The 22948-nt window shown below is 56.4% G+C and carries 16 protein-coding genes and 1 tRNA gene; 13 read left to right on the top strand and 4 right to left on the bottom strand.

What is annotated here, in order from left to right; translation table 11 throughout:
* Nucleotides 1–85 precede the first annotated feature (85 nt).
* Both mutH and ET34_RS23015 read right to left on the bottom strand, forming a co-directional pair.
* Nucleotides 86–772, bottom strand: coding sequence for a DNA mismatch repair endonuclease MutH (gene mutH / locus ET34_RS0116780; RefSeq protein ID WP_031523983.1), 687 nt, complete (start codon nt 770–772; stop codon nt 86–88).
* A 75-nt stretch (nt 773–847) separates the two neighbouring features.
* Entirely contained in the window at nt 848–1003 is a 156-nt protein-coding gene (locus ET34_RS23015; protein WP_236633892.1) for a hypothetical protein, read from the bottom strand.
* 453 nt (nt 1004–1456) lie between these two features.
* On the opposite strand from ET34_RS23015, the gene rppH reads away from it, so the two are divergent.
* The 12 genes from rppH to recD all read left to right on the top strand — a co-directional run bounded on the left by rppH (nt 1457) and on the right by recD (nt 19920).
* Nucleotides 1457–1987, top strand: a complete 531-nt coding sequence (rppH, locus tag ET34_RS0116775) for an RNA pyrophosphohydrolase (RefSeq protein WP_031523981.1) — start codon at nt 1457–1459, stop codon at nt 1985–1987.
* Nucleotides 1988–1998: 11 nt separating this feature from the next.
* The gene (gene ptsP, locus ET34_RS0116770) at nt 1999–4245 is read left to right on the top strand and encodes a phosphoenolpyruvate--protein phosphotransferase (RefSeq protein WP_031523979.1); all 2247 of its coding nucleotides are present in this window, start codon (nt 1999–2001) and stop codon (nt 4243–4245) included.
* A gap of 232 nt (nt 4246–4477) precedes the next feature.
* Nucleotides 4478–5353: a prolipoprotein diacylglyceryl transferase gene (gene lgt / locus ET34_RS0116765; RefSeq protein ID WP_031523977.1), complete on the top strand. Its 876-nt coding sequence runs from the start codon at nt 4478–4480 to the stop codon at nt 5351–5353.
* A 6-nt stretch (nt 5354–5359) separates the two neighbouring features.
* Nucleotides 5360–6154, top strand: coding sequence for a thymidylate synthase (thyA, locus tag ET34_RS0116760; RefSeq protein WP_031523975.1), 795 nt, complete (start codon nt 5360–5362; stop codon nt 6152–6154).
* 183 nt (nt 6155–6337) lie between these two features.
* The gene (locus tag ET34_RS0116755; protein ID WP_031523974.1) at nt 6338–6811 is read left to right on the top strand and encodes a prepilin peptidase-dependent protein; all 474 of its coding nucleotides are present in this window, start codon (nt 6338–6340) and stop codon (nt 6809–6811) included.
* The gene (locus tag ET34_RS0116750) at nt 6802–7365 is read left to right on the top strand and encodes a prepilin peptidase-dependent protein (protein ID WP_031523972.1); all 564 of its coding nucleotides are present in this window, start codon (nt 6802–6804) and stop codon (nt 7363–7365) included. Before ET34_RS0116755 ends, ET34_RS0116750 begins: the two co-directional genes overlap by 10 nt.
* Nucleotides 7362–7781, top strand: a complete 420-nt coding sequence (locus tag ET34_RS0116745) for a DUF2509 family protein (RefSeq protein ID WP_051640567.1) — start codon at nt 7362–7364, stop codon at nt 7779–7781. Before ET34_RS0116750 ends, ET34_RS0116745 begins: the two co-directional genes overlap by 4 nt.
* Nucleotides 7766–8101 carry a prepilin-type N-terminal cleavage/methylation domain-containing protein gene (locus ET34_RS0116740; protein ID WP_031523968.1) on the top strand — a complete coding sequence of 112 codons (336 nt, stop codon included), beginning with the start codon at nt 7766–7768 and terminating at the stop codon, nt 8099–8101. Before ET34_RS0116745 ends, ET34_RS0116740 begins: the two co-directional genes overlap by 16 nt.
* A gap of 17 nt (nt 8102–8118) precedes the next feature.
* Nucleotides 8119–11493: an exodeoxyribonuclease V subunit gamma gene (gene recC / locus ET34_RS0116735; protein ID WP_031523966.1), complete on the top strand. Its 3375-nt coding sequence runs from the start codon at nt 8119–8121 to the stop codon at nt 11491–11493.
* Between the two features lie 137 nt (nt 11494–11630).
* Nucleotides 11631–14519 carry a pitrilysin gene (gene ptrA / locus ET34_RS0116730; RefSeq protein WP_031523964.1) on the top strand — a complete coding sequence of 963 codons (2889 nt, stop codon included), beginning with the start codon at nt 11631–11633 and terminating at the stop codon, nt 14517–14519.
* On the top strand, nt 14516–18064 hold the full coding sequence (gene recB / locus ET34_RS0116725) for an exodeoxyribonuclease V subunit beta (protein WP_031523962.1): 3549 nt from the start codon (nt 14516–14518) through the stop codon (nt 18062–18064). The genes ptrA and recB overlap by 4 nt, the downstream gene beginning before the upstream one ends.
* Entirely contained in the window at nt 18061–19920 is a 1860-nt protein-coding gene (gene recD, locus ET34_RS0116720; protein ID WP_031523960.1) for an exodeoxyribonuclease V subunit alpha, read from the top strand. The genes recB and recD overlap by 4 nt, the downstream gene beginning before the upstream one ends.
* Before the next feature lie 5 nt (nt 19921–19925).
* On the opposite strand, the gene argA is transcribed toward recD, so the two are convergent.
* Nucleotides 19926–21257, bottom strand: a complete 1332-nt coding sequence (argA, locus tag ET34_RS0116715; protein WP_031523958.1) for an amino-acid N-acetyltransferase — start codon at nt 21255–21257, stop codon at nt 19926–19928.
* Nucleotides 21258–21484: 227 nt separating this feature from the next.
* Between argA and amiC the strand changes: the two genes are divergently transcribed.
* Nucleotides 21485–22732 carry an N-acetylmuramoyl-L-alanine amidase AmiC gene (gene amiC / locus ET34_RS0116710; RefSeq protein ID WP_031523955.1) on the top strand — a complete coding sequence of 416 codons (1248 nt, stop codon included), beginning with the start codon at nt 21485–21487 and terminating at the stop codon, nt 22730–22732.
* A 69-nt stretch (nt 22733–22801) separates the two neighbouring features.
* On the opposite strand, the gene ET34_RS0116705 is transcribed toward amiC, so the two are convergent.
* Nucleotides 22802–22878: transfer RNA gene (locus tag ET34_RS0116705), tRNA-Met, on the bottom strand.
* Nucleotides 22879–22948 lie beyond the last annotated feature (70 nt).

Here is a 22948-nt window from a genome sequence, read left to right as displayed (position 1 = left end):
AAAAAATCCTGCCATAAAATAAAACGTCAATTATATGCCGCCCCCGCAGGCGCATACAAAAATAATTGAGCACCCGCAGCGCGGTTTACATCATGAAATGGCGCGCCAGCAGCGCGGCGGTAAAATTCTTTTTCAGATAAAAGCCGCGCGGCAGGGTAAGAATGGGTTCGCCATGCGCGCCGAAGGCCTCGGTCAGGGCTTTGCTGTTTGCGGCTTTAGGGCGCAGCTGCAGCACTTCGCCGTGGCGGGCTGTGATACGTTCGACCTGGCCCAGCACTATCAGATCCATCAGCTCCTCCCAGTCGCGGCGCAGCTGCTCTTCTTCTTCCCGATCCGGGCTCCACAGTAGCGGGCTGCCGACGCGGCGCTCCGCTACCGGGATGGCGCGTTCGCCCTCTACCGGGATCCAGAGTACGCGCTTAAGTTTGTGGCGCACGTGGCTGGTTTCCCAGATCACACCGGTATTGCCAGTCAGCGGTGCCACGCAAACAAAGGTGGTTTCCAGCGGGCGCCCCAGGCTGTCTATCGGAATGGTTTTGAGTTCAATGCCAATGGCTGCGAAGTCTTGCTCGGGCTTACTTCCCGCGCTGGCACCAAGCCACAGCTCCAGCAATACCCCGATCCAGCCTTTATCGCGCTTCAGATCGGCCGGCGGGGTCAGCCCCACCCGCAGGGCCAGTTCCCCCAGCGTCAGGCCCGCGAGCCGCTGCGCTTGTGCCAGCAGTTCCGCTTCGTTTTCGGGGGGATGCGCTAATGGTTCGAGGGCATGCATAACAACTTTTACCTGTGGCGAAAAAATGAACAGCAGTTTTGCACCGTGTGGAAAACCTGAAACCGAACTTGTGCATCATAAGCAATATGATGATTTCACATGCTTTTTTTTCGTTAAATTTTTGGCTGCGCGATGACGGCTGCGGGTTTTCCAAAACTGGTCACTGACAATAAACAGGATCTTACACCATGTTATCCACAGAAAAATGGGATAACTGGGAAAACTTACCACTACTGGTTCGATCCACAGCCTTGACGGATGCGGATAATCGAAATTTTACCCAATAGCTGGCCAGGAAACTGGCATTATCTGTGGATAAATACGTCTCTGGTCGATCTTTCATCATCACCAGGATCGTTGATGTGACGATCATCACACAAAGCGGCGTGAGACGCTGGGTGGTACGAGTAACATGATGAATTTAAGCAAGAAAAATTAAGGCGTTTCTGCGCGTCCTCCAGGAACTTTCTCACTTGTCCTCCGGTAATCATTCACTTCTTCACAGTGATATCCACAGAAAAAGTGAATAAAACCGCCTGACACACACCATGCTTGTTTATAACTATCATCATTTTTGTGAGTTATTTAAATGTTATCCGGGTAACGGGGCCGCAAGAGAGTGGTTTACCGTCACAAAGGAGTATGAAACAATCGTTAATATTCAGGTTTATTTGAGGTAGTCCCGTGATCGACGATGATGGCTACCGCCCGAATGTTGGTATCGTAATCTGTAACCGTCAGGGCCAGGTGATGTGGGCCAGGCGCTTTGGTCAGCACTCCTGGCAGTTCCCGCAGGGTGGGATCAATCCAGGCGAGTCGGCAGAGCAGGCGATGTATCGGGAGCTTTTCGAAGAAGTAGGTCTCCAGAGAAAAGATGTCCGCATACTGGCCTCCACCCGCAACTGGTTACGTTACAAGTTACCAAAACGTTTGGTGCGTTGGGATACAAAGCCGGTGTGTATCGGCCAAAAGCAAAAATGGTTTCTTCTGCAGTTAATGAGCAACGATGCCGATATCAATATGCAAACCAGCAGCACGCCTGAGTTCGATGGCTGGCGCTGGGTAAGCTACTGGTATCCGGTGCGCCAGGTTGTTTCGTTTAAACGCGATGTTTACCGCCGGGTGATGAAAGAGTTCGCCAGCGTAGTGATGGCTTTGCAGGAGACAACTCCGCAGCGGAATTCGCCGCCTGCTTATCGACGTAAAAGAGGTTAAGCCACGTAATCATGCTCACCCGCCTGCGAGAAATAGTCGAAAAGGTTGCCAGCGCCCCGCGCCTCAACGAGGCGCTCAATATTCTGGTGACTGATATCTGCCTCGCAATGGACACCGAGGTCTGCTCGGTGTATCTCGCGGATCATGACAGACGTTGCTACTACCTGATGGCGACGCGCGGTCTTAAAAAACCGCGCGGTCGCACCGTCACTCTTGCCTTTGATGAAGGTATTGTCGGCCTGGTGGGCCGGCTTGCCGAACCCATCAACCTTGCGGATGCGCAAAAGCACCCCAGCTTCAAATACATTCCTGCGGTAAAAGAGGAGCGCTTCCGCGCTTTTCTCGGCGTACCTATTATTCAGCGTCGCCAGCTGCTTGGCGTGCTGGTCGTGCAGCAGCGCGAACTGCGCCAGTACGATGAAAGTGAAGAGTCATTCCTGGTCACTCTCGCCACCCAGATGGCGGCAATCCTCTCTCAGTCCCAGCTGGCGGCGCTGTTTGGCCAGTACCGCCATACGCGTATTCGTGCGCTGCCCGCTTCCTCTGGCGTGGCGGTAGCTCAGGGCTGGATGGATTCCACTCTGCCATTGATGGAGCAGGTTTCAGCCGCATCGACGCTGGATACCGCTCTTGAGCGCGAAAGACTTACTGCCGCGCTTGAAGAGGCCGCAGCGGAGTTTCGTCGTTACAGCAAGCGTTTTGCTGCCGGTGCGCAGAAAGAGACGGCGGCGATTTTCGATCTCTACTCGCATCTGCTCTCCGATGCGCGCCTGCGCCGCGAGCTGTTTGCTGAGGTGGATAAAGGCTCGGTTGCCGAGTGGGCGGTGAAGCAGGTTGTCGAAAAATTTGCCGAGCAGTTTGCGGCCCTGACCGATGGCTATCTTAAAGAGCGCGCTGGCGACCTGCGCACGCTTGGGCAGCGTCTGCTGTTCCATCTCGACGATACTATTCAGGGGCCAAATACCTGGCCGGAACGTTTTGTGCTGGTGGCAGATGAGCTTTCTGCCACCACGCTTGCTGAACTGCCACAGGATCGTCTGGTTGGGGTCGTGGTTCGTGACGGCGCAGCTAACTCTCATGCCGCCATCATGGTGCGTGCGCTGGGCATTCCTACCGTTATGGGTGCCGACATTCAGCCGTCTGTCCTCCATCAGCGCACCCTGGTAGTGGACGGCTACCGCGGCGAACTGCTGGTCGATCCTGAGCCGCTGCTGTTACAGGAATATCAGCGTCTCATCAGCCAGGAGAATGAGTTAAGCCGGCTGGCTGAAGATGATGTTGAACAGCCCGCAGAACTCAAAAGTGGTGAGCGCGTTCAGGTCATGCTTAACGCCGGGTTAAGCCCTGAACATGAGCAGAAGCTTGGCAGCCGCATCGACGGCATTGGTCTGTACCGCACCGAAATTCCCTTCATGCTGCAAAGCGGCTTCCCCTCTGAAGAGGAGCAGGTTGCGCAGTATCAGGGAATGCTGCAAATGTTCAACGATAAGCCGGTCACCCTACGCACCCTGGACGTGGGTGCTGATAAGCAGCTGCCGTACATGCCGATTAGCGAGGAAAATCCCTGCCTCGGCTGGCGCGGGATCCGCATCACCCTCGATCAGCCTGAGATCTTTTTGATCCAGGTGCGTGCGATGCTGCGTGCCAATGCCGCGACCGGTAACCTCAGCATCCTGCTGCCGATGATCTCCAGCATCGATGAAGTTGACGAAGCGCGTCGCCTGATTGACCGCGCCGGCCGCGAAGTCGAAGAGATGCTGGGTTACGCCATTCCGAAGCCTCCCGTTGGCGTCATGATTGAAGTTCCCTCAATGGTCTTCATGCTGCCGAACCTGGCCAGCCGCGTAGATTTTATCTCGGTTGGCACCAATGACCTGACCCAGTACCTGCTGGCAGTCGATCGCAACAACACGCGGGTCGCGAACCTGTACGATACGTTGCATCCGGCCATGCTGCGCGTGCTGGCGCATATCGCCCAGGAAGCACAGCGCGCTGAAATCGAGCTTTGCCTGTGTGGCGAAATGGCGGGTGACCCAATGTGCGTCGCGTTGCTGGTGGGCATGGGTTACCGTCATCTGTCTATGAATGGCCGCTCGGTCGCGCGCGTAAAATACTTACTGCGCCATATCGATCTTGAAGACGCGCAGACCCTGGCCCGACGGAGTCTCGAGGCACAGCTTGCCACCGAAGTCCGGCATCAGGTGGCGGCGTTTATGGAGCGCCGTGGCATGGGCGGGCTCATTCGCGGCGGGCGTTAAGTCCTGCGCTTTACTCTCTGCCGCTACGCTGCGCTGTCGTCGCATTCCGCTGAACTTGTCTGCGTTCACCTGCCTTTTCCACCGGTCCCGGTATTACATATCTTTTAAAACTTGCAGCCACCCGAGCCGGTTACGTTTATGTTATGATTCGCCACCTTATGGCGCCCGCCTGACGGGCATGCTTATCACCCGCTGTCCACTTCAGCGGTATAACAACGAATCGTGGTGACAGATGAATAGTGGCTATCTGCGTTTTCCAGAGTTTGATCCGGTAATTTTCTCAATCGGTCCGCTCTCTCTTCATTGGTACGGTCTGATGTACCTCGTCGGTTTCGTCTTTGCTCTGTGGCTTGCGGTGCGTCGCGCTAATCGCCCGGGCAGCGGCTGGACCAAAAACGAAGTCGAAAATCTGCTTTATGCCGGTTTCCTTGGCGTATTTTTAGGCGGCCGCATCGGGTATGTCTTCTTCTACAACCTGCCGCTGTTCCTTGAGAACCCACTCTATCTGTTCCGCGTCTGGGACGGTGGGATGTCGTTCCACGGCGGGCTTATCGGTGTGATTGTCGTCATGCTGATATTTGCTAAACGTACCAAACGCCACTTCTTCCAGGTTGGCGACTTTATCGCGCCGCTGATCCCGTTTGGCCTGGGGGCCGGACGTCTGGGCAACTTCATCAACGGCGAACTGTGGGGCCGCGTCGATCCGAACTTCTCACTGGCGATGCTGTTCCCCGGTTCGCGTGGCGAAGATGCCGCTCTGCTGGCTACTCACCCGGAATGGCAAACGCTGTTCAACACATACGGTGTACTGCCGCGTCATGCTTCTCAGCTGTACGAGATGGTGCTTGAAGGGATCGTGCTGTTTATCATCCTCAACCTGTACATTCGTAAGCCTCGTCCGATGGGCGCTGTCTCCGGTCTGTTCCTGATTGGCTATGGCGCGTTCCGTATCATCGTGGAATTCTTCCGCCAGCCCGATGCGCAGTTTACCGGCGCGTGGGTTCAGTACATCAGCATGGGGCAGATTCTCTCCATCCCGATGATTCTGGCAGGCATCGCCATGATGGTATGGGCATATCGTCGTCGCCCGCAGCCACAAATTTCGTGAGGACCCATGAAACAGTATCTTGACCTGATGCAGAAGGTGCTTGATGAAGGCACCCCAAAAAACGATCGTACCGGCACCGGCACACTGTCTATTTTTGGCCATCAGATGCGCTTCAACCTGCAGCAGGGGTTCCCGCTGGTAACAACGAAACGTTGCCATTTGCGCTCCATCATTCATGAACTGCTGTGGTTCCTTAATGGCGATACTAACGTCGCTTATCTGCACGAAAATAACGTCACCATCTGGGACGAATGGGCAGATGAAAACGGCGATCTCGGGCCGGTCTATGGCAAACAGTGGCGCTCATGGGCTACGCCAGACGGCCGTTATATTGACCAGCTTTCCACCGTGCTGGAGCAACTAAAAAACGACCCTGATTCACGTCGTATTATTGTCTCCGCCTGGAACGTGGGTGAGCTGGACAAGATGGCCCTGGCGCCGTGCCACGCGTTTTTCCAGTTCTATGTCGCCGATGGCAAGCTTTCCTGTCAGCTATATCAGCGTTCCTGCGACGTGTTCCTGGGCCTGCCGTTTAACATCGCCAGTTATGCCTTACTGGTGCATATGATGGCTCAACAGTGTGACCTGGAAGTGGGCGATTTTGTCTGGACCGGTGGGGATACTCACCTGTACAGCAATCACCTCGATCAAACCCGACTGCAGCTGACCCGTGAACCGCGTCCGTTGCCGAAGCTGATTATCAAACGCAAGCCGGCTTCGCTGTTTGATTACCGCTTCGACGATTTTGAAATCGAAGGCTACGATCCGCATCCTGCGATTAAAGCCCCCGTCGCTATCTGATGAAATTATCCTGACACAACCGGCGTCGCTTTCGCGCCGGTTTTTTTACGCCTGTTTTTAGCTTTACGACGCGAATTCCATTTTTTTTGCATCTTTCTGCAACCGCTAAAATTTCTTTCGAGACGCTTTCAGAGCTGAATAACTGACGCTGGTACTGCATCGCCTTTCTGCCAGACTGCCGCCATGAACAGAAAACAACAGGGCTTTAGCCTCGTGGAAATGATGGTAGCAATGATCGTTGTGCTCATTCTGAGTGCCGGTGGGGTTTCAGCGTGGCAGCAGTGGCAGGCACAGCAGAGACTCGATCAAACCGCCCGGCAAATCCGCACCTGGCTTACGCTATTACGAAATAATGCCAACTGGCATAACCATGACCACCAGGTGCGGCTGCAGCGCAACGGCGAAATGTGGTGCCTTGTCAGTAACGGGTCGACTGGCGAACCCTGTCTGAAGGGGACGACTTTTCAGTTTATGTCTGAATGGCCCGATATTCGCCTGGCGGAGCTCACTGAGGGGCTGGCATTTTATGGCTTACGTAACTCAGCATGGCCTGGGCATATACGTATCTGTAATCGCGCCGGGGAGCGACTCGTCGTTTCGTCGGTGTGGGGACGTATTCGTATTGTCGACACGCCAGGGGAGGCGGTATGCCAATAGCGCGTGGCTTCTCACTACTGGAAATACTGATTGCTATGGCAATCAGCAGTACGTTGATGCTCAGTTCGCTGAAGCTGCTGCCCTCACTGCAAATGGCGGTGTTGCGTCAGTCTCAGGACATTATCATTCAGGAGGATCTCTGGATGATGGCCAGGGTTATTGGAAAGCATCTTCAACGTGCAGGGTATTGCGCTGGCCCCTGTTCCGGAGAAGGACTGACGGTAAGTAATAATGGGCGATGCATTATTGTGCGCTGGGATGCGAATAATAATGGCGTGTGGGAAAAGGCCATTCCCGGCGAATCAGAGCTGACCGGGTTTCGGCTGCATGATAATGCGCTGGAAACCTTACGCGGTGCGAGAGCGTGCACAGATAGCGGCTGGGAGAAGATAAGCGAACCAGCGCTGTTTAGCATCACCGATTTTCAGGTCGTTACGCGTAATCTGCAGGGCTACCCTCCCCGAATGATTGTCACACTTGATGCCGTCGCAACACGAAATAGTGAGCAAACCTACAGAGTCAGCCATCAGGTAACCGGGTATAACCTGCCATGAACAAGATGAATGGTTTCTCTTCGATTGGCATGGTCATGCTGCTGTTGCTATGCGGTGGTCTGATGCTGGGCGGGTTACAGCTACAATTGAATCCGCAACGCGCTGCCGCGGTAAGCGAAAGTGCGGCGATTAAAGCCTTCGTACAGGCTGAGGCCGCGCTGAGCTGGGGGATCCATCAGCCGTGGCAGCCAACAGCAAGCTGGCAGTGCCGCCTAACCGACCTGGCTTTCTCCCGCGCGTGTGTATTGATGACGGCAAGAAACCGCGTGATGCTCGCGGGGGTAGGAGGGGAGGGGCAAAAGACAATAACACTCTGGCAGGCTGCTGCTTATGAGCAGGGCATCATTATGCCTTTGCCTCACCGCTGGTCCGATTTTTGCCCTTTCAAGGAGGCCTTGCGATGCAAACTTCCATGACGTCCTGCGAAGCAGGTTTCAGCCTGATTGAAGTAATGATGGCAATGGTACTGATGGTCCTCGTCAGTACTTCGTTGATGGGTTATCACCGCGTTGTGAAAGAGGGGTTCAATGCACAGTGGCAGTACCGGCAGCTGTGGCGTATTGCGCAGGAGCAGGCCGATATTCTGCCGCCCACGCTCCCAGTGCGCTGGAAGGTGAGCCGGATGCAGACATCAGGGGCGGGATGTGTCAGCATCACCGCTACGGTAACCAGCCCTTCGGGCCGGGAAGGGCAACTGACGCGACGTCACTGCCCGGTAAATGAAATTTCGCGTTAGGGTTGTCAGGAGCGAGCATGTTACGGGTTTATCACTCAAACCGCCTGGATGTTCTGGAAGAAATCATGGAGTTCATCGTTGAACGCCAGCGGCTTGACGATCCTTTTGAATCTGAAGTGGTACTGGTGCAAAGCACCGGTATGGCGCAATGGCTTCAGATGACCCTTGCTCGTCGTTTTGGTGTGGCGGCAAACATTGATTTTCCCCTCCCTGCACGTTTCATCTGGGAAATGTTCATTAATGTGCTCGACGGGATCCCAAAAGAGAGCGCATTCACCAAGCAGAGCATGAGCTGGAAATTGATGAGCATTTTGCCGGAGATGCTGTCCCGCCCGGAATTTGCCATGCTGGGGCATTATCTGCAGGAGGACGACGATGACCGTAAGCTCTTCCAGTTGGCATCGCGAATTGCCGATCTTTACGATCAGTATCTGGTTTACCGGCCGGAGTGGTTAAGTCGCTGGGAGGCCGGGGACCTTATCGACGGTCTGGACGATGCTCAGCGCTGGCAGGCTCCGCTCTGGAAAGCGCTGGTGGAGCATACCGACGCGCTGGGGCAACCCGGATGGCATCGTGCCAATCTGTATCAGCGTTTTATCACTACGCTTGAGCGTGCCGAGAGTTGCCCGCCAGGGTTGCCTTCCCGTGTGTTTATCTGTGGGATTTCCGCTTTACCACCGGTCTACCTGCAGGCGCTGGAAGCGTTAGGGAAACATATTGATGTCCACCTGCTGTTTACCAACCCCTGTCGTTACTACTGGGGCGACATCAAGGATCCGACTTTTCTTGCACGGCTTCAGAGCCGACGCCGTCAGCGTACGGCTCAGGCCGAAAGCCGTGCGTTGTTTAAAGATAACGATGCTGCGCCCTCGTTGTTTAACGATGATGGCGAGCAGGAGGTTGGTAATCCGCTTCTGGCTTCGTGGGGTAAGTTGGGGCGCGACTATACCTTTTTGCTTTCAGGCCTGGAGCGTTTTGAAGAGTTTGATGTCTTCGTTGACACCGAACCCGGCACGTTACTGCGCAATATTCACCACGATCTGCTGGAGCTGCACAACGCAGCGGTTGAAGGCAGCACGCTGGAAACGTATGAAACTAGCGTACAAAAACGTCAGCTTTCGCCTGACGATCGCAGCGTCACTTTCCATATCTGCCATAGCCCGCAGCGTGAGGTAGAGATCCTGCACGATCAGCTGCTGGCTATGCTAGAAAACGATCCCGAGCTGACCCCGCGCGATATTATCGTCATGGTTGCCGATATCGACAGCTACAGCCCGTATATCCAGGCCGTATTTGGCAGTGCCAGCAGCGATCGGTGGCTACCGTTTGCTATTTCCGACCGCCGCGCCCGTGAAGCACACCCGGCAGTTCAGGCCTTTTTAACACTGCTTTCGCTGCCAGATAGCCGTTTTGTGTCGGAAGACGTGCTGGCGCTGCTGGAAGTGCCATCGCTTGCCGCACGCTTTAACATTGACGAAGAAGGGCTGCGCTATCTGCGCCTGTGGGTGCATGAATCAGGCGTTCGCTGGGGAATGGATGATGACAACGTCCGCGATTTTTCACTCCCCGCCACCGGACAACACACCTGGCAGTTCGGCTTAACCCGTATGCTGCTCGGTTATGCGATGGAAAGCAGCGTCGGGGAGTGGCGCGACGTCCTGCCCTATGACGAATCAAGCGGGCTGATTGCAGCACTGGTTGGGCATCTTGCCGATCTGCTGATGCAGCTGAACCTCTGGCGCAGGGGCTTAACGCAGGCGCGGCCACTGGTTGAATGGCTACCGGTTTGTCGCGATATGCTGGAGAGTTTTTTTGCAGCGGATCCGGAAACCGAAGCGGCACTGGCGCTTATTGAGCAGCAGTGGCAGGCCATGATTGAGCAGGGCGTTGAATCCCGTTATCAGCGCGAAGTGCCGCTCACGCTGCTACGCGATGAGCTGGCGCAGCGTCTGGATCAGGAGCGTATCAGCCAGCGCTTTCTGGCCGGCCCGGTTAACTTCTGCACGTTAATGCCAATGCGATCTATCCCATTTAAGGCAGTGTGCCTGCTGGGCATGAATGATGGTGTTTACCCGCGAACCCTTGCGCCGCTCGGCTTCGATCTGATGAGTCAGAAACCGGTGCGCGGCGATCGCAGTCGTCGGGATGACGATCGTTATCTTTTCCTCGAAGCGCTGATTTCAGCGCAACAAAAACTGTATATCAGCTATATCGGTCGCGATATTCAGGACAACAGCGAACGTTTCCCTTCTGTGCTGGTTCAGGAGTTGCTGGATTATATCGGCCAGAGCCATTACCTGACGGGGGACGAGGCGCTCAACTGCGACGAAAGCGCGTCGCGCGTCAAAGCACATCTGGTACAGGTACATACCCGTACCCCCTTTGACGCGGCAAACTTTCTGCCGGGTCATGAGCGCCAGAGCTACGCACGCGAGTGGCTGCCCGCCGCATCGGAAGAGGGCGTGCCTCATGAAGCTTTCATCAAAACCTTACCGGCGCGCATTGAAGAGGAAATCAGCTTTGAGCAGCTTCAGCGCTTCTGGCGCCATCCGGTACGGGCATTTTTCCAGATGCGTCTTGGGGTCAATTTCCGCCTGGAAGAGCCAGGCCTGCCGGACGCTGAGCCGTTCACCCTGGATGGGCTCAGCCGGTATCAGCTTAATCAGCAGCTGCTGAACGCCCTGGTTGAGTCGCGAGATCCGGAGCCGCTATTCCGCCGCTACCGCGCCGCGGGCGAGCTGCCTTACGGCGCTTTTGGCGAAATATTCTGGGAATCGCAGCTGGCTGAGATGCAGTCTCTGGCAGACAAAGTACTGGCAGGGAGGGTGGAAAGCGAGAGTCTGGAAATCGATCTGACCCTCGATGGTGTACGTTTGACCGGCTGGTTAATGCAGGTACAGCCGGATGGCCTGCTGCGCTGGCGTCCGTCGATACCCGGTGTGCGTGAAGGATTGCAACTCTGGCTCGAACATCTTGTCTACTCTGCTTCAGGTTATAACGGTGAAAGCCGGTTGTATGGACGCAAAGATACCCAGTGGCGCTTCCCGGCAATGGATGCGTCACAGGCGAAAACCTATCTCGCGGCGCTGATTCAGGGTTATCAGCAGGGGCTGACTACACCGCTGATCCTGCTGCCAAAAAGCGGTGGTGCCTGGCTTGAAGCCTGTTATGACGCAACGACGGACGCTATTTTGTGGGATGAAGAGACCCAGCAAAAAGCGCTTAACAAGCTGCTTCAGGCCTTTGAGGGAAATCAGATGGTTGAAGGCGAAGGTAGTGATATTTGGTATCAGCGGTTGTGGCGCGGTATGGTGCCAGAGTACCAGGCCGCCATTATTGAACAGGCGCAGCGTTATCTGCTACCGCTGTTTCGGTTTAACCAGCCTGAATAAGTTATGAAGCGACCGGATCCGGTGCCTGGCATCATAACCAGATTATGCCCGGGCCGGAAAATGACTGCTGCCGAATACAGGCCGCGGCAAGCAATAAATGATGATTAGCCGAAGTAACGCGATTGTGAGGTTCGTTAATGCCCGTGTACCGCACCTGGATTAAAGCATGTCTGTTCTCTTTTGCCCTCTGGGCACCTTTAAGTCAGGCCGCGCAAACCTGGCAACCCATACAGGAAACCATCAGGAAAAGCGAAAAGGATAACCGCCAGTACCAGGCGATTCGCCTCGATAATGGAATGGTTGTGCTGCTGGTATCCGATGCGAAAGCGGTGAAATCCCTGTCGGCTCTGGTTGTACCGGTAGGTTCGCTTCAGGACCCGGACAGCCACGCCGGGCTGGCGCACTATCTGGAACATATGTCGCTGATGGGGTCGAAAAAGTATCCGCAGCCCGATGCGCTTTCTGAGTATCTCAAGATGCACGGCGGTAGCCATAATGCCAGTACTGCACCCTACCGTACTGCCTACTACCTGGAGGTGGAAAACGATGCGCTGGAAGGCGCGGTAGATCGTCTTGCTGATGCCATCGCTGAACCTTTACTGGCAAAAAAATATGCTGCACGTGAGCGTAACGCGGTAAATGCCGAGCTAACGCTGGCTCGGGCGAGAGATGGTATGCGCATGGCTCAGGTCAGCGCCGAAACGCTTAATCCGGCACATCCAGGCGCGCGCTTTTCAGGTGGTAATCTTGAGACGCTAAGCGACAAGCCCGGTAGCCCAGTACATGAGGCGCTACGGGCGTTTCACGATAAATACTACTCTGCCAACATCATGAAAGCCGTGGTTTATAGCAACAAGCCGTTACCCGAGCTGGCTCAGCTGGCGGCCAGTACATGGGGACGCATCCCCAATAAATCGATAACGAAGCCGGAAATTAGCGTGCCGGTGGTTACTGACGCTCAGAAAGGCATTATTTTGCACTACGTGCCTGCCCAGCCGAGAAAAATGGTCCGCGTTGAGTTTCGTATCGATAATAACAGCGACCAGTTTCGCAGCAAAACCGACGAGCTGGTGGGATATCTGATCGGCAATCGTAGTCAGGGCACGCTTTCCGACTGGCTGCAGTCGCAAGGGTTGGCTGAAAGCGTACGCGCTGATTCAGATCCCGTGGTAACCGGCAATAGCGGGGTGTTTGCCATCTCCATAGCCTTAACCGATAAAGGACTCGAACAGCGTGATAAGGTGGTGGCTGCCGTCTTTAGCTATCTGAACCTGCTGCGCGAGAAAGGTGTTGATAAGCGCTATTTCGATGAGCTGGCGCGGGTACTGGATCTCGATTTTCGCTATCCCTCGATTACCCGCGATATGGGATATGTAGAGTGGCTGGCTGACTCAATGATCAGGGTTCCGGTCGAACATACCTTAGACGTGGTTAACCTGGCTGACCGCTATGACCCGCAGGCAATTAAATCACGCCTGGACATGATGACGCCTGAAAATGCCCGCATCTGGTACATCAGCCCGGATGAGCCGCATAATAAAACGGCCTATTTTGTCCAGGCGCCTTATCAGGTTGAAAAAATCCCGGCAACGACCTTCCGTGGATGGCAGCAACAAGCGCAGCAGATCGCATTGACGTTACCGGCGCTTAATCCCTATATCCCGGATGATTTCACGTTGATCAAAGCCGACAAGGCTTATAAGCACCCAGAGCTGTTGGTGGATGAGCCTGGCCTGCGGGTGATTTATCAGCCCAGCCAGTACTTCGCCAGCGAACCCCGGGCAGATGTGTCCGTAGTGCTCCGCAACCCGAAAGCAATGGACAGCGCACGGCATCAGGTGCTTTTCGCGCTAAACGACTACCTCGCTGGCCTGGCGCTGGATGAGCTAAGCAATCAGGCGGCGGTCGGCGGGATTGGCTTTTCCACCAATGCAAACAACGGGCTGATGGTAAATGCCAATGGCTACACACAGCGGCTGCCGCATCTTTATCAGGCGTTGCTGGAGGGCTATTTCAGTTATACGGCAACCAATGAACAACTGGCGCAGGCGAAATCATGGTATGCCCGCATGATGGATTCCGCCGAGAAAGGAAAAGCCTACGATCAGGCCATCATGCCGGTGCAGATGTTATCTCAGGTGCCTTATTTCCAGCGCGAGGATCGTCGGGCGCTACTCCCCTCGATTACCCTGGACGAGGTATATGCCTATCGGTCAATGCTTAAAACTAACGCCAGCCCTGAATGTATGGTGATAGGAAACATGAGTGCGGCGCAGGCGATACAGTTTGGCCGGACGGTGAAAACCTCACTGGGAACAGAGGGGGCGGCATGGAGTCGGAACCGGGATGTTGAGGTAGAGAAGACGCAGCAGGTGTTATTCAACAAGCCTGGCATTACCACTGACTCCGCACTGGCTGCAGTATTTGTCCCAAAAGGCTATAGCGAAGCGAGCAGCGCAGCATCCAGCGCCATGCTGGGGCAAATCGTGCAGCCTTGGTTTTACAATCAGCTGCGCACCGAGGAGCAACTCGGGTATGCCGTGTTTGCATTCCCGATGAGCGTGGGCCGTCAGTGGGGGGTGGGCTTCCTGCTACAGAGCAGTGATAAACAGCCTGCTTATCTCTGGCAGCGCTACGAGGCGTTTTTCCCTGATGTAGAAAAACGGCTACGCGGGATGGATGAAACCACGTTTAATCAGATTAAACAGGGGGTTATCAGCCAGATGCTGCAGGCTCCCCAGACGCTTGGCGAAGAAGCATCGAAACTGAGTAAAGACTTCGATCGTGGTAATATGCGCTTCGATTCGCGCGACAAGGTTGTAGCCAGCATTGATGCGCTGACGCCGCATCAGCTTGCTGATTTCTTCCACAAGGCGGTGGTGGCACCCCAGGGCATGGCTATTCTGTCGCAAATTTCCGGCCAGCAGGCTGGCAAGCCAGGCTATGCCGCGCCGACAGGCTGGAAAGAGTGGGATAACGTCAGCAACCTGCAAAAAACATTACCGCTAGTGAGTGAGAAAGAATGATTTCCCCCGCAGAACCGCTTAATCCGTTACGTTTGCCGCTTACCGGTGAGCGGCTCATTGAAGCGTCTGCGGGGACGGGAAAAACCTTCACCATTGCAGCGCTCTATCTGCGCCTGCTGTTGGGGCTGGGTGAGGAGAAGGCGTTTCCACGACCGCTTTCGGTTGAAGAGCTGCTGGTGGTGACGTTCACCGAGGCTGCCACCGAGGAGCTCCGCGGGCGTATTCGCGCCAATATTCACGAATTGCGTATCGCCTGCGTGCGCGGTCAGAGTGATAACCCGCTCTACAGCAGTCTGCTGGATGAAATTGACGACAAGCCCCATGCGGCGAAAACGCTGCTACTGGCCGAACGGCAGATGGATGAGGCGGCTATTTTTACCATCCACGGTTTTTGCCAGCGCATGCTTAGCCTGAATGCTTTTGAGTCCGGCATGCCGTTTGAGCTGAAGCTGATTGAAGACGAGTCGCTGCTGCGATATCAGGCCTGCGCCGATTTCTGGCGACGTCACTGCTACCCGCTGCCGAAATCAGTGGCTCAGGTGATCAGCGAGACCTGGAGTGGCCCGGACGATCTGCTGCGGGACATCAACTTTTACCTCAGCGGCGAAGCGCCGCGCATCAAAACGCCCCCTGCGGATGATGAAACCATTGAGGCCCGGCATGAAAGACTGGTCGCGCTGATCGATGAAGTAAAAGCATTGTGGCGCGAGGCGCAGCCCGAGCTGGACGCAATTATCGAAAACTCCGGCATCAACCGGCAGCGCTTCAACCGTAAAAACCAGGCCGGCTATATGGACAAGGTGAATGCCTGGGCGCAGGAGAGCACCGTCAGCTATACGCCGCCTGAGGCGCTGGGGAAATTTGCCCAGAGTTTTCTTGATAGCCGCATTAAAGAAGGTGGAGAGCCGCCACGTCATCCGCTGTTCAGCGCTATTGATGCTTTACTGGCCCAGCCGCTGACGTTGCGCGACCTGGTTATCACCCGGGCAATGGCTGAGATCCGCGCCACGGTTGCCAAAGAGAAACGCCGCCGCGGTGAACTGGGCTTTGACGATATGCTCAGCCGCCTCGATAGCGCCCTGCAGCAGCCCGGTGGGGAGGCGCTGGCGCTGGCTATCCGCACCCGTTTTCCCGCGGCGATGATCGATGAGTTTCAGGACACCGATCCACAGCAGTACCGTATCTTTCATCGCATCTGGCATGGACAGGAAGGAACCGCCCTGCTGCTGATTGGCGATCCAAAGCAGGCCATCTACGCTTTTCGCGGCGCGGATATCTTTACCTATATGAAGGCACGCAACGAAGTTAGCGCTCACTACACTCTGGATACTAACTGGCGCTCATCGCCCGCGATGATTGAGTGCGTGAACCGTCTGTTTTCACAGGTAGATAATCCTTTCCTGTTCCGCGATATCCCGTTTCAGGCGGTAAAGTCGGCGCCGCGCAACAGCGGATTACGTTTTACCTGGCAAGGTGAAACCCAGCCTGCGATGGCGCTCTGCCTGATGGAGGGCGATGGCGTCGGAGTAAGTGATTACCAACATTTTATGGCACGCGTCTGCGCCCAGCAGATCCGCGACTGGCTGGCTGCGGGCCTGCGCGGTGACGCGCTACTATGGCGCGGCGAGACCGCGCGGCCAGTCGCGGCCTCCGATATTACCGTGCTGGTGCGCAGCCGTAACGAGGCCGCGCTCATCCGCGATGCGCTATATGCGCTGAATATACCTTCTGTCTATCTTTCGAATCGCGACAGCGTTTTCAGTACGCCGGAAGCGCTGGAGCTGCTCTGGCTATTGCAGGCAGTGCTGGCTCCGGAAGTTGAAAATGCGCTGCGCAGCGCTATGGCGACCAGCATGCTGGGGCTGACAGCGGTAGACATTGAGCTGCTGAATAATGACGAGCAGGCCTGGGATACGCTGGTGGACGAGTTTGACGGCTATCGCCAGGTGTGGCTGAAGCGCGGTGTGATGCCCATGCTGCGGGCGCTGATGACGCGGCGTCAGGTAGCGGAAAATCTACTGGCTACGCCGGGCGGTGAGCGACGCCTGACCGATATTCTGCATCTCAGTGAGCTGCTGCAGGAGGCCTCTGCCCAGACCGACAGCGAACACGCGCTGGTACGCTGGCTGGCGCAGCACATTGCCGAGCCAGATGCTAATGCATCAAGTCAGCAGCTACGGCTGGAGAGCGACCGGCATCTGGTGCAGATCGTCACGATTCATAAATCGAAGGGGCTGGAATATCCGTTGGTCTGGCTGCCGTTTATCGCCAATTTCCGCGAGCAGGATCAGGCCTTCTACCATGACCGTACCACCTTTGACGCGGTACTGGACCTCGACAAAGACCCGCAGAGCCTTGAGCTTGCCGAAGCCGAGCGCCTGGCGGAAGATTTGCGTCTGCTTTATGTGGCGCTGACCCGTTCAATCTGGCACTGCAGCCTGGGGATTGCGCCGCTGTTCCGCGGGCGCGGGGCGAAGAAGGGCGCTACCCATTTTCATCAGAGCGCTATCGGACGCCTGCTCCAAAAAGGCGATGCGCTGGAAGCATCGCAGCTTGTGGCCTGTCTTGAGGCGTTTTGTCACGGTCCGGTAGCACTGCTGCGCCCGGAAGCGGACGATGATTCCCCCTGGCTGCCGCCGGTGCGCGAAACCGCAGAGCTTGGCGCGCGAGCGCTGGCAAGGCGCGTGGTTGATGACTGGCGGGTCACCAGTTATTCAGGATTGCAGCAGCACGGAGCCAGCGTGGCGCAGGATCTGATGCCGGGACTCGACCTGGATGCCGCCGGAGAAGCGCATCCTGCAGAGCCTGCCGCCCCCTCGGCCCACAACTTTCCGCGCGGCGCTTCGCCAGGTACCTTTCTGCACGGCCTGTTTGAGAGCCTTGATTTTACCCAGCCGGTTGAGGCGCAGTGGGTAACCGAGCAGTTGCAGCTCGGTGGGTTTGATGAGAGCTGGCAACCGGTGTTGACCGACTGGCTGGAGGCCATTCTGCAGGCGCCGCTCAACGAAACGGGCGTGTCGCTACGGCAGCTGGGCGCAAAAGAGAAACAGGTGGAACTGGAGTTCTATATCCCGATTGACGCCCCTCTACAGCCCCAGGCGCTTGATGCCCTGATTCGTCATTACGACCCGCTGTCGGCGGATTGCCCACCGCTAAACTTCCGTCAGGTGCGCGGTATGCTGAAGGGCTTTATTGACCTGGTGTTCCGCTGGCAGGGGCGCTATTACCTGCTGGACTATAAATCCAACTGGTTGGGTGACAGCGGAGAAGCCTATACCCGTGAGGCAATGGCGCGTGCTATGCAATCGCACCGCTACGATCTTCAGTATCAGCTCTATACCCTGGCGTTGCATCGTTATCTGCGCCATCGTATGGCCGACTATGACTACGATCGCCACTTCGGCGGCGTCATTTATCTCTTTTTACGCGGCGTTGAGGGCGATGGCGCCAGTCAGGGCATTTTCACCACGCGCCCGGACGCGGTATTGATTGAAAAAATGGATAAATTGTTTGCCGGCGAAACTGCCGGGGAGAAGACGCAATGAAAATGCGTGAGCTACTGATCCAGGCCGTGGAGCGTAAATGTCTGCGGCCGCTGGATGCGCAATTTGCCATGATGATTGCTGGCGAAGACGAACCCGCCCTGATGCTGGCTGCGGCGCAACTGAGTTTTGACGCCGGTGAGGGACATGTGTGCCTGCCGCTGGCATCCCTGACGCCGCACGACAGCTTTGCCTGGCGTGATGCCACACTGGCGAAAGCGCTGTTCGATGAGGCGGGCGTGGAAGGTGACTGGCGCGCGGTGCTGCAGCACTCACCTGCGGTCGCCAAAGACGACGAGCCTGCGCCGCTCAAGCTTATCGATAATCGTCTCTACTTTAACCGCATGTGGCGCAACGAGCAGTGCGTGGCCGCGTTTTTCCGCGACGGCAACCGCGTTATTGAGCACGACGAAGCACGCATAGCGGCTACGCTCAATGCGCTGTTTCCCGGTGACGAAGCCCTTAACTGGCAGAAAGTTGCCGCAGCGGTAGCGCTGACGCGGCGTATCTCGGTGATCTCCGGCGGGCCGGGCACCGGTAAAACCACCACCGTGGCGAAGCTGCTGGCCGCACTACTGCAGATGGCGCAGGATAAACCGCCGCGCATTCAGCTGGCAGCGCCGACCGGTAAAGCCGCGGCGCGTCTGACCGAGTCGCTCGGCAAAGCGCTGCGCCAGCTCCCGATCAACGATGCGCAAAAGGCGCTGTTCCCGGCGGAGGCGCGCACGCTGCATCGTCTGTTAGGCGCGCAGCCGGGGAGCCAGCGCATGCGGCATCACCGCGATAACCCGTTGCATCTCGACGTGCTGGTGGTGGATGAAGCCTCGATGATCGACCTGCCGATGATGGCGCGGCTGATCGAGGCGCTGCCGCCCGCGGCGCGAGTGATCTTTTTAGGCGACCGCGATCAGCTGGCCTCGGTCGAGGCGGGGGCGGTGCTGGGCGATGTCTGCCACTTCGCCAGCTACGGCTATACCTCATCACGCGCCGGGGAGCTGCAGCGGCTAACCGGGTGCGAGCTGCCGTGCGGTGATGAGGCGCGAGCAGCGCCGCTGCGTGATGCGCTCTGCCTGCTGCAAAAAAGTTATCGCTTCGGCAGCGATTCCGGCATCGGTCAGCTGGCTTTCGCGGTTAACCGTAGCGATCTGGCGGCGGTCAAAAGCATACTTCAGCAGCCGTTTGCGGATATCGCGCTGCAGTCGCTGCACACCCGTGAAGAGTGCGTCGCGATGGTGGATGCCCTGGCGCAGGGTTATCGCGAATTTTTGCAGGCGATTACAGCACGAGCGGCACCCGAGGTGGTACTTGAGGCGTTCAGCCGCTTTCAGGTGTTGTGCGCGCTACGTGAAGGGCCCTTTGGCGTGGCCGGGCTGAATGAGCAGATTGAGCAGGTGCTGGCGCGCGGCAGGCATATTCGTCCCGATCCGCTCTCCCGCTGGTATGAAGGACGTCCGGTGATGATTGTGCGTAACGACAGCGCGCTGGGGTTGTTCAACGGCGATATCGGCATTGCGCTGGATCGAGGGCAGGGGCTGCGCGTCTGGTTCCCGATGCCTGATGGCACAATTAAGTCAGTCCAGCCGGGGCGTTTACCGGCTCACGAGACGGCATGGGTAATGACGGTGCACAAGTCGCAGGGCTCCGAGTTTGATCATGCTGCGCTGGTGCTGCCGACGCAGTTTACCCCGGTGGTGTCGCGCGAACTTGTCTATACCGCCATCACGCGAGCGCGCAGTAAGCTGTCGCTCTATGCCAGCGAACGCGTGCTGGAGCAGGCGATAGATACGCGTATTGAACGGCGCAGTGGCCTGACGGCGATCTTTGGCGCGCACCAGATCCAGGCTCCAGAGGGAGCCTGAATCTGTCAGGTGAGGTCGGCCATCAGCACTTTCGAGCGGCGCTGATAGTTGTACATCTCTTTTTTACTCTCAGGCAAAGAGTCAATGTCCACTGGCGTAAAGCCGCGCTCCTGGAACCAGTGAATGCTGCGCGTGGTGAGTACAAACAGTTTGCTCAGCCCCATCTGCTTTGCCTGGGTTTCAATACGCTGCAGCAGAACTTCGCCCCGCGCCGAGCTGCGGTAGTCCGGATGTACCGCCACGCAGGCCATCTCGCCGATTTTTTCCTCCGGGAAAGGATAGAGGGCGGCGCAGGCGATGGTCAGATTGTCGCGCTGAATAATGGTGAACTTATCAATCTCCATTTCCAGCTGCTCGCGGGAGCGGCGCACCAGAATTCCCTGCTGTTCCAGCGGGCGAATTAGCTCAAGGATGCCGCCGATGTCGTTGATATTAGCCCGGCGGATCTGCTCGGCACTCTCCATAACAATCTGCGTACCGATGCCGTCGCGGGAAAACAGCTCCTGCAGCAGCGCGCCATCCTCCTGATAGCTGATTAAGTGGCTGCGGCGCACGCCGCTTCGGCAGGCTTTCACTGCGCCGCGCAGGAAACGCACCGTCCCGGAGTGAAAGTCGCCTTTCTCTTCGAGGGCTTCAACCCGGGCCTGGGCTTCATTGGGGAACAGCTCGGAAATAATATTGCCGTCGTCATCGATGACGCCCTGAGACGAGCAGAAGCCAATCATTTTTTCCGCTTTCAGTTTGCTCGCCAGCTGGGTGGCAATCTCTTCTGAGGTGAGGTTAAAACTCTCACCGGTAACCGATACGGCAACCGGCCCCATCAGCACGATAGCGCCGCTGTCGAGCTGACGGTGGATCGCTTCTTCATCGATGCGGCGAATACGGCCGCTGTGGCAGTAGTCGATGCCGTCGTCCACGCCTAACGGCTGAGCAATAATAAAGTTGCCGCTCACCACGTTGATATGTGCGCCCTGCAGCGGCGTATTATTCAGGCTCATAGAAAGGCGAGCGGTGATATCAAGCTGCAGCAGTCCCGCTGCCTGCTTAACCAGTTCGAGGGTTTTGGCGTCGGTCACGCGCGTGTGCTTGTGGTACACCGGTTCATGATGATGCGCCGCCAGGTTTGCGTCGATCTGCGGACGCGCGCCATAAACCAGCACCAGGCGGATGCCCAGACTGTGCAGCAGACCAATATCGTTGACGATGCTGGAGAAGTTCTCATGCTCAATGGCTTCGCCGCCAAGCATAATGACGAATGTCTTACCCCGGTGGGCATTAATATAAGGAACAGAATGGCGGAATCCCTGCACCAGTTCGATTCTACGCTCCTTAACCACGGCAACCCCTCATTGAATTTTTATTCGTAATTTTTGTATTTTTATTCTTTTGTGGCGCAGTGTGCAAGCAGGAATTTCATCCGCTCATGAGGGTACGCGCCGAGGGTGAAGGAGATATGACGTAATGTTTACCCTTTTATAGATGACAGCGTTAGCGCCTTTCGCTAAAGTTTTGCTCCAATTTTAACAATCTACGCAGAATTTCAGGTTATTTACCCGGGAGTGGCATGTCAGGTTTTAATTCAGGCGTAAGCCGTCGTCATCTTTTGCAGGGGGCGGGGGCAATGTGGTTATTAAGCGTCAGTCAGGTTGGGCTGGCGGCTTCAGGCCAGGTCATCGCGGTGCGCGTCTGGCCTGCCTCCACCTATACGCGCGTGACCATTGAATCAAACCGCGTGCTGAAATATCGCCAGTTTGCGCTGAGTAACCCGGAACGCGTGGTGGTGGATATCGAAGGGATCAACCTGAACGCCGTGCTGAAAGGGTTGGGCAACCAGATCCGCAGTGACGATCCCTTTATTCAGTCGGCACGCGTCGGCCAGTTCGATCCCAATACCGTGCGTATGGTGTTTGAGCTGAAGCAGAACGTGTCGCCGCAGCTGTTTGCACTGGCCCCGGTGGCTGAGTTCAAAGAGCGCCTGGTGATGGATCTCTATCCGGCTAACGGCAATCACGCGGAAGATCCGCTGCTGGCGCTGCTTGAGGATTACAACAAGGGTGAACTGGAGCAGAAAACCCCCTCCGGTGGCCCGCAGCCGGGTAAAGCCGGGCGCGATCGCCCGATTGTCATCATGATCGATCCCGGTCACGGTGGGGAAGATCCCGGCGCTATCGGCAAGTACAAGACCCGAGAAAAAGACGTGGTGCTGCAGATCGCTCGCCGTCTGCGCGCTCTGATCGAGAAAAAGAACAACATGAAGGTCTTTATGACGCGCAACGAGGATGTGTTTATCCCACTCAAGGTGCGCGTTGCCAAAGCCCAGAAGCAGCGGGCGGATCTGTTCGTCTCGATTCACGCAGATGCCTTCACCAACCGCGCGGCGCGGGGGTCGTCGGTATTTGCGCTTTCCACCAAAGGGGCCACCAGCACGGCGGCAAAGTATCTGGCGCAGACGCAGAACGCCGCGGATTTGATCGGTGGGGTGAGCAAAAGCGGCGATCGCTATCTCGACCATACGATGTTCGACATGGTGCAGTCGCTCACCATTACCGACAGCCTGAAGTTCGGGAAAGAGGTGCTCAAGCGGCTGGGTGGCGTGAATAAGCTGCACAAAAACAGCGTCGATCAGGCCGGGTTTGCGGTGTTAAAAGCCCCTGAGATCCCGTCGATTCTGGTGGAAACGGCGTTTATCAGTAACGTGGAAGAAGAACGTAAATTGCGTACCGCGGCGTTTCAGCAGCAGGTGGCGGAGTCGATTCTGGCAGGGATTGAAGCCTATTTTGCCGATGATGCACGGATGGCGCGGCGCGGATAACGCGCCGTTTTTTGGCTGCGCTGAATTTCAGGCATAAAAAAACACCCTTAAGGGTGCTTATTTATAAGTTGGTTGCGGGGGCCGGATTTGAACCGACGACCTTCGGGTTATGAGCCCGACGAGCTACCAGGCTGCTCCACCCCGCGTCCGTCTTACTACTTCTTCTTTTTATTACGCGCTTTTGGCCGTTGCCAGCATCGTAATTGGTTGCGGGGG

This window comes from Siccibacter colletis (genome assembly GCF_000696575.1).
Taxonomy (GTDB): domain Bacteria; phylum Pseudomonadota; class Gammaproteobacteria; order Enterobacterales; family Enterobacteriaceae; genus Siccibacter; species Siccibacter colletis.
Note: the sequence above shows the minus strand (reverse complement) of the source record. Positions and strands in the feature narration are given on the sequence as shown.